A 708-nucleotide genomic window follows, 5' to 3' on the forward strand; every position below is an offset into this window, starting at 1 on the left:
GCCCCCAGGGCTGGGGAAAGTTGTCGGGGATACATTGATCGAGCACGTCGCGGCGCTGGAGAACAACAATGGCAGTGGAACACAAAACGGTTCAAGAGGATTCGACTCAGCCTTACCTCATGAGCATCGACCTCAGGATCCTGAACCACTTGGGGATACAGCTGTACAGTAACGTAGCTGCGGTTCTATCCGAGGCCGTAGCCAATGCGTGGGATGCAGAGGCTACCCAAGTAGCCATTGACCTGACACCGGAAACCATCACGATCACTGACAACGGGAGCGGAATGGATCGCTCCCAGATCAACGAGCGGTTTCTTAATGTCGGGTATGACAAGAGGCGAGAAGAGGGGGACTGCACGCCCAACAAGTGCCGGCCGCACATGGGCCGGAAGGGTATTGGGAAGTTGTCGCTTTTCTCTGTTGCCGACGTTGTTGACGTCTATACTTCGAACGGATCCGAAAAGCATGCCTTCCGGATGGAAATCGACAAGATCCGTAGGTCGATAGAAGCGCGCGGCACGTATTTTCCTGAGCCAATAGCCAGCCGCGAGCTGAAGGGGACGCAGATTGTTCTGTCGGCTCTCAAGCGGAAGCGCGTCATGAGAACTGCGGAGGCGCTTCGAAAGCGTCTCGCGCGACGATTCTCGATCATTACCTACAAAAGGGGAGACGACTCCTTCGATGTAGTCATCAACGGCCATAGGGTGC

The 708-nt window shown here is 55.5% G+C and carries 1 protein-coding gene; it reads left to right on the forward strand.

Annotated elements, in window-relative coordinates:
- Positions 1-119 precede the first annotated feature (119 nt).
- A partial coding sequence (locus ZRA01_RS20405) for an ATP-binding protein (protein WP_174851638.1) occupies positions 120-708 on the forward strand: 589 nt, incomplete at its 3' end.

It is taken from the genome of Zoogloea ramigera, from assembly GCF_006539865.1.
GTDB lineage: Bacteria > Pseudomonadota > Gammaproteobacteria > Burkholderiales > Rhodocyclaceae > Zoogloea > Zoogloea ramigera.